The organism is Campylobacter sp. (genome assembly GCF_017646085.1).
In the GTDB taxonomy this organism is placed as follows: Bacteria; Campylobacterota; Campylobacteria; order Campylobacterales; family Campylobacteraceae; genus Campylobacter.
The window spans coordinates 1-6,891 of record NZ_JAGCNF010000144.1 but is presented as its reverse complement, the minus strand read 5'-3'; the positions used below and the strand labels follow the sequence as shown (position 1 = coordinate 6,891).

Genomic DNA, 6,891 nt, shown 5'->3' with positions numbered 1-6,891 from the left:
TAATAGCTCTAATAGCTCTAATAGCTCTAATAGCTCTAATAGCTCTAATAGCTCTATAATTAGATAGCTTGTGGCTTTGGCAGGTTTAAAAGAGTTAAAAAATTAAAAGGAAAAATATGTTTGGTTCAAAAAAAATCGCTCAATATGAAGAACAAATCGTCGCTCTAAAAAAAGAGTTAGAGGCTACAAATGCAGAAAATAGCAAGCTTCGAGCTGAATTAAAGCAGCTCTCAACCTGCCCAAGCAACCTAAATGAGTGCGATATCATCACATCAATTGCTGAAGATATGATCGCAGGTGTAAAGGCAAATGCGATAAATATCCAATCAGGAATCGAAAAAAATCTAGAATTATCTAGAACATCTATAAATAAAATTGAAGATAATTTAGGAAATATCGCTGAACTAAATCAATCTAGCACTAAACTAATTGAATCTCTAAATGAGATCACAAGCTCAAGCAATAAAACACGCACAGCAGCTGAAAACCTACATAAAAGCGTTGATGAGATTACAAATGTTATAAATTTAATCAAAGATATTTCAGATCAAACAAACCTTCTAGCGCTTAATGCTGCTATTGAAGCGGCTCGTGCTGGTGAGCATGGTCGTGGATTTGCTGTTGTTGCTGATGAAGTTAGAAAACTAGCTGAAAGAACTCAAAAAGCAACTGCAGAAGTAGAGATGAATATCAATCTACTAAAACAAAACGCTAGCGATATGTTTGCTCAAAGTGAAGAAGTTGAGGCTATCTCAATTGAGTCAAATAAACATATTGAAGGCTTTATTAGTAAATTTGATCTATTGGTAAGCAATACTAAAGATATAGAATATAACGCAAGACTCATATCTTATGATATCTTTACAAGCCTTGTTAAGATCGATCATATGCTATTTAAAACAAACGGCTATAATCAAATTTACACTAAAAACTTTGAACAGATGCCAGACCATACAATGTGCCGTCTTGGTAAATGGTATGAAGATCGTGGTAAAAAGATTTTTGGTACAACTACTGAGTTTAGTCAAATTCTTGAACCGCATAGTATGGTGCATAAATATGTCAATTCTGCAATCGACCTTGCAAGTAAAGATTTCTTAAATAACTCTCCAGTAATCATTAAAGAATTTAAAACTTCTGAAGAATATTCTATTAGATTATTTGAAATATTTGATTCGATGGTGCTTGCTAAAGCAAAATCTATGATGAAATAAACCTGAGAGCTTTGGCTCTCACTCTACTCTTTTAATCAAAATCAAATTTAAAACTTGGTAGAATTACAAAAATTAAGGATAAAATTTGAGGCTAATTATCTTGGTTTATTTGCTTTGCTTGATGCTAAATGGTTTTGAGGCTGCGCAGAAGAATACTCCAGTCAATCTAGCATCAAAGCTATCAAGAGGCCCATTTGATATTCAAACTTGTAAGCTACTAACATCACATTATAAAGAGCTTCATAGTAATACCCAAATTTTAAATAGTATTGATTTAATCAATATAGAAGCGATTAAATTTGACCACTGGACAACTAGGGATTTTAGTATAAATATATTTCAAGCTGTAAATACTCATACAAAAAATTATAACTTTTATGGTATTTATACTGCATCACATGATTTAAATTTAGATATTTTTAAACTAACAAACTCACTAAATACCACCTATGATGACTCGCTTGATATTCCAACAGCCTATATGCACTCTACAAACCTTAGTGCTAAGCTACTTAAAAATACACAAATCGGAGCTATGCTTTACCAAGATGAGACCAAGCGGTATAATACAGGCTACTATATAAATACTAAAATTTATAAGAATTTATATCTAGATTTATCATTTTATAATACTCAAAGTACAAATAGTTTTTATACTAAATTTACACTTAATTACTAAAGGCTTAAATATGAAAAATTTAATCATAATCCTAGGCGAGGATTTGCAGATAAATCGCCCATTTTTAGACTATTTTTTTACATCTTATAAAGAAAAATTTGGTGCTCTTGCTTCAGTTTATTACATTCAAAACAATGATAAGGAACTACCATTTTATATAGAAAATTTTACCAAAGAGTATGATAATATTACTATTTGTGCTAATGAAAATGGATTTAATACGCTTAGTAGGATTTTAGCTACACTTACAACTGATACGATTGAGCTTAAATTTGAAACACTTATGCCATCTCAAGTGATTAAATTTAGCAAAAATAGCTTTTTAATAGCTCTAAATAACTGTCAAATAAATTTAATCAAAGCCGAACCAATCAAAGAACTACCTGAGATTTTAACTCAAGATGACCAACAATCTAAAATCTTTCATATTATCGATATTGACAAAGAGAGCGCACAAATTTTACTTGAGCCACTCACTGCTAGCTACAATGTAAATATTACCCTAACTACAATAATTGATGGCCTAACTAAAGTCAAAGTGAGCACTAGTAAATATGGACATATCGATAGCTTCATTGATAGCGTTGCTAATTTATTTATTGGCAAAATAATTCCAGCTGATGATATTATCGAATTTACGGCTAAAAAGTTAATCCAAAATGATAAAAAGATCACCTTTGCAGAATCTTGTACCGCAGGAATGTGTGCTGCAGCACTTGGCAATATACCAGGCGTGAGCGTAGCCTTTAGCGGTTCGCTAGTAACCTACTCTAATGAGATTAAAAATAGCTGGATAGGTGTGGATAAAGATATTTTAGATAGTTTTGGTGCTGTTAGTGCACAGTGTGCTGAGGCTATGGCTAGCGGGGCGCTAGGATTAGGGGTGGCTGATTATGCTATAGCTATTAGCGGAATAGCTGGCCCAGATGGCGGAAGCACGCAAAAGCCAGTAGGTACAGTATTTATAGCAGTTGCATCTGCAAATAATGTAGCCTCACTAAGACTGCTTTTAAGTGGTGATCGCAACTATATAAGAACACAAAGCGTTCTACACGCCTTTACTTTACTGCTTCGCCAATATCCTGAACTTTGTAAATAGAGCTAAATGACGCTTTTAGCGATGAATTGAGCAAATTCATCGCTATCATTTGGAGCCTTTACAACCTTATAAAACTCAAATTTACTCTCATTAGCAATATGCTTATACTCTACTGCTAATTCAAAATCTGTCTCGGAATTATCAATACAAAAGCTAATTGGATATATTAATGCTCTTTTGCTTGGTAAATTTGGAAGTACTTCGCTTAAATTTGGCCCTAGCCACTTTACTGGCCCAAGACGAGATTGATAGGCTAAACTTATGCTATTAAACTCTAATTTAGCAATATTTAATTTGGATTTTAAAATCTCTAAATGATCTTTTAGATGACGCTCATATAAATCGCCTTTATCAATTACTTTTTGCGGAAGAGAGTGAGCTGAAAATATCAAATCAATCTGCTTAGCATTAGTATCTCCAAGGCTTTTAATAATATCATTAACAATAATATCATTGAATTTATCATTATTATAAAAATAATCTATAATGCTTATTTTAGCGCCAATTCCAAGCTTATCTATAGCCCTTTTAGCAGAGTCTAAACTTGATGTAATTGTAGTAACTGAATGATGAGGATATAGTGGAAAAAGTATTATTTCATCAGCATCTTTATATTTTGCAAGCGTATCAGACGCAAATGGCGGTGTATAGTTCATAGCATAATCAAAAATTAGATTATCAAATCCAAATTTGGTATTTAGTTTAGCTACCAAAGAGCGTGTTATATCGCCTAAAGCGGACTTGCCGCCTAGTTGAATATAGTTTTGTGTAGCTGGCTTTAACCTCATCATCGTTATCATCCACGCTACAAAAGCTCTTAAATATCTATTTTTAATTCCTAAAATATATGGATCATTAAACATATTGGTTAAAAATACCCTAACTTGACTTAGATCATCTACTCCGCCCATATTTAGCAGTATAACTACTCTTTTCATTTTGTACCTTTTGGCTAAATTTGGCTAATTGTATTTAAAAAAACTTAATATTTTCTACCACTCAATAGTATGATTATAGCGGATATTTTGGTTTTTTTTGATACCTAACACCTCTCCTTGATCACCACTACCAACCCATAATCCAGCGTTAAAAGGTCTAACCCACACAAAATCTCTCCCTTTAAAATGAGTATTTTTAATCTCAAATTCAATCTGATTATCGTCATTAATGACAACATCTATAACTCCATTAGCTATATTACTAGCATAATTTTGTATGGTTTTAAACTCAATTAAATTTGCTGTAGCATTAAAATCTTTAAATATAAAATAATCTTTAAGTTCACTTACTTCGCTCATATTCTCATCTAAAACTACGCTATACTCATTGCTAGTTTTTGCTATTTTTTGACAAACGTTATCGCAATAAATAGCTAAGTAAATTTTGGCTACTGCTGGGTATGATTTGGTTTGGATTAGCTTTTGCCCATAGGCCTTGGCATAGTATAAATAAGCAGATGTTTGTAGATTTGATAATGGGTTTATTGAATTTGAGATATTTTGCGTTAAATTTATTTTATTAGTTAAATTTGTATCAATCTGATTTGGTTCAATTTTTAGCGGATTTTGTGGATTTTGCCTTGGCATTGAGAGTTTTATTTCAGCCACTCCAATTCCATTTTTAAAGCTTTCAAAACTAATTGTGTAGATATTTTGACCACTTTGATATATTAGATTTTTACTAGCTGGTTTATCTATAGCATGCATAATTAAAGCGCTAGAGTTAGCAAAACTAACATCAAAAGAGTAGCAGCCAGCACTAAAAAGCTTAGCTATGCTACCATCTTCTAGCTGTGCTTCAAATATTAAGTTTGTTTTAACTCCCATAAAATTATCATATTGAATCTTGCTTAGATTCTCATCTATCGTGCCAAATAGACCAAACTGTGAGCCAAATTCGCTACCTACATGGACAATTTTATCTAATGCAAACTCACCAATATCTTGGATAATTTCAGCATTACAGCCGATTTTACCCTGGGAATCTGGTATGTTTGTAGCACTATTTAAGATACAGCCATTACGGATTTTATCTATATTTTGTGAATCAATAAATTTAATCCTAGCTAGCCCAATCTCAGGATATATAAAATAATCTGTATGAGTTGTTATAACCCCTACACCATCTTTAAATTCTATCATCTCATTAGCAATATTAGCTTCGCAACTTTGCAAAGTATGAGTTATAAAATCACCGCTAAAATGTCCATTATATCCAGAAATCTTAATACTATTATCATCTAAAGCAATAAGCCTAAAATTTGTATATTTAGCCCCGCCCTTTAAGTTATTTGGGATATTTTCTAATCTAAATCCAGTAGGTCTAGCGGTAAAATTTGGTGATTTTATCTCTTTTTTCTCACCTTTTTGATTTTTAAATTTAGCGATAAAATATAAATTTTTATAATTTATATTAGCTAAATTTGGGATAACTGAGTGGATTTTTCCACCATTAAAAGTAGTAGATTTATAAATTTCTAAACTATCATTTAATAAAATCTCCAAATCACTAACTGGCTGGCTAACACTAAAATCTAGCTCAAACTCACGGCCAATAATTTGCGTATAAATATTATTAAATTGTGCTTCTAGAGTATTTTGGGTTTGAGAGTTAATCATATGTTCTAATACTATCTTAGCTTCAAATTCATACTCACTAGCCAAAACTGAACCAAAGATTATAAGTAAATATTCTCCACTTTTTAGCTTTATATCTTGCGATTTGTGTTGGCTTATCTTTGTTTGTTGATTGCATAAGAGCTGATTATTTTGAGCGGTATTACTAATTTTATAAACAAAATTTGCCGCAGTTGCTTGAGTAAAATTCACACTTACTAAAGTATCAAATCTCGCCTCTACGGCTATAGCTAGTTGGGTACTAGATGCTAATGGCCCGGCCTTTAGTGTATAAGTCTGGCTTAAATTTGCCCCAATAATGGGCTTATTAATATCTATCTTAGCGCCTATACGTTCTAGACTTGCAACGCTATTAATATCACAATTTGCCACTGCAAAAACAGTACAAAAAATAAGTAAAAATATAATTTTCATAATTAGCCTAGTTTTTTAAAATTATATCTATAAAATACAAAAATCAACTTATATAATATATTAATTAAATTTTATAAGTTATTTATTATGATGGATAATAGCAACTTTTATTTTATTAAAGGAGTGTATATGCGTTTTTTACTATGTCTAATTATCCCGTGGCTTGGATTTTTTACCATCGGTAGGCCGATTGCTGGAGTTATATGTCTAATATTGCAATTTACACTTATTGGATGGCTTCCTGCTTCTATATGGGCTATTTACTCTCTTAGTCAGTACAAAACAGACAAAAAAATTGAAAAAATGATGAAACAACAAAATTAAGGAGTAAAAATGTTAAAGTTATTTGCAACCATTATAACTGCACTTATTGTAAGTGGATGTGCATACACTACTGGGACAGAGGTAAAACCTCAAGCTATGGAACAAATTAAATTAAATAAAAGCACAAAATCTGATGTAGAAAGAGTTATTGGCTATCCACCTAGAAAACAAAACTTTGGTAAAGGAGAAATTTGGTATTACGACTATCAAGCCATTAGTTATATTCCATTTGCTGGAAATAAAAATGAGACAGCAGTATTTGAATTTAATTCAAAAGGTGTAGTAACTAAAAAATATAAAGCCAATAAAGCCGGCAATCCGCTAACAAATTAAATTAAAAATTAAAGTAGCAATATTGCTACTTTAATTGCTTTAATCTAAATTACTACTATTATTTTATTATAGCTTAAATATAAATCGCATCTAATAATATTGATACAATATAAAATTATCTACTAAGTGGTGCGATCAGCGAGACTCGAACTCGCACACCGTAGCGGCACTACCCCCTCAAGATAGCGTGTC

7 protein-coding genes are annotated in these 6,891 nt (G+C 31.6%); 5 read left to right on the top strand and 2 right to left on the bottom strand.

The genetic code is table 11. The features are described from left to right. The first annotated feature begins 116 nt into the window (after positions 1-116). The 3 genes from J6V67_RS07370 (at position 117) to J6V67_RS07360 (ending at position 2,992) form a co-directional block, all read left to right on the top strand. Positions 117-1,214: a methyl-accepting chemotaxis protein gene (locus J6V67_RS07370; protein WP_291860898.1), complete on the top strand. Its 1,098-nt coding sequence runs from the start codon at positions 117-119 to the stop codon at positions 1,212-1,214. 85 nt (positions 1,215-1,299) lie between these two features. After that, positions 1,300-1,893 (top strand): hypothetical protein, encoded by a 594-nt coding sequence (locus J6V67_RS07365; protein WP_291860895.1) that lies wholly within the window; start codon positions 1,300-1,302, stop codon positions 1,891-1,893. 10 nt (positions 1,894-1,903) lie between these two features. Continuing rightward, entirely contained in the window at positions 1,904-2,992 is a 1,089-nt protein-coding gene (locus J6V67_RS07360; RefSeq protein ID WP_291860892.1) for a CinA family protein, read from the top strand. 2 nt (positions 2,993-2,994) lie between these two features. Here J6V67_RS07360 and hemH read toward each other — a convergent pair whose 3' ends face one another. Together hemH and J6V67_RS07350 are read right to left on the bottom strand one after the other, a co-directional pair. Continuing rightward, positions 2,995-3,930, bottom strand: coding sequence for a ferrochelatase (gene hemH, locus J6V67_RS07355; protein ID WP_291860889.1), 936 nt, complete (start codon positions 3,928-3,930; stop codon positions 2,995-2,997). Positions 3,931-3,984: 54 nt separating this feature from the next. Next, positions 3,985-6,042 carry a hypothetical protein gene (locus tag J6V67_RS07350; protein WP_291860887.1) on the bottom strand — a complete coding sequence of 686 codons (2,058 nt, stop codon included), beginning with the start codon at positions 6,040-6,042 and terminating at the stop codon, positions 3,985-3,987. Between the two features lie 129 nt (positions 6,043-6,171). Between J6V67_RS07350 and J6V67_RS07345 the strand changes: the two genes are divergently transcribed. Together J6V67_RS07345 and bamE are read left to right on the top strand one after the other, a co-directional pair. After that, positions 6,172-6,366 carry a YqaE/Pmp3 family membrane protein gene (locus J6V67_RS07345; RefSeq protein ID WP_291860884.1) on the top strand — a complete coding sequence of 65 codons (195 nt, stop codon included), beginning with the start codon at positions 6,172-6,174 and terminating at the stop codon, positions 6,364-6,366. Between the two features lie 9 nt (positions 6,367-6,375). Then, positions 6,376-6,699 (top strand): outer membrane protein assembly factor BamE, encoded by a 324-nt coding sequence (bamE, locus tag J6V67_RS07340; protein ID WP_086276800.1) that lies wholly within the window; start codon positions 6,376-6,378, stop codon positions 6,697-6,699. Positions 6,700-6,891 lie beyond the last annotated feature (192 nt).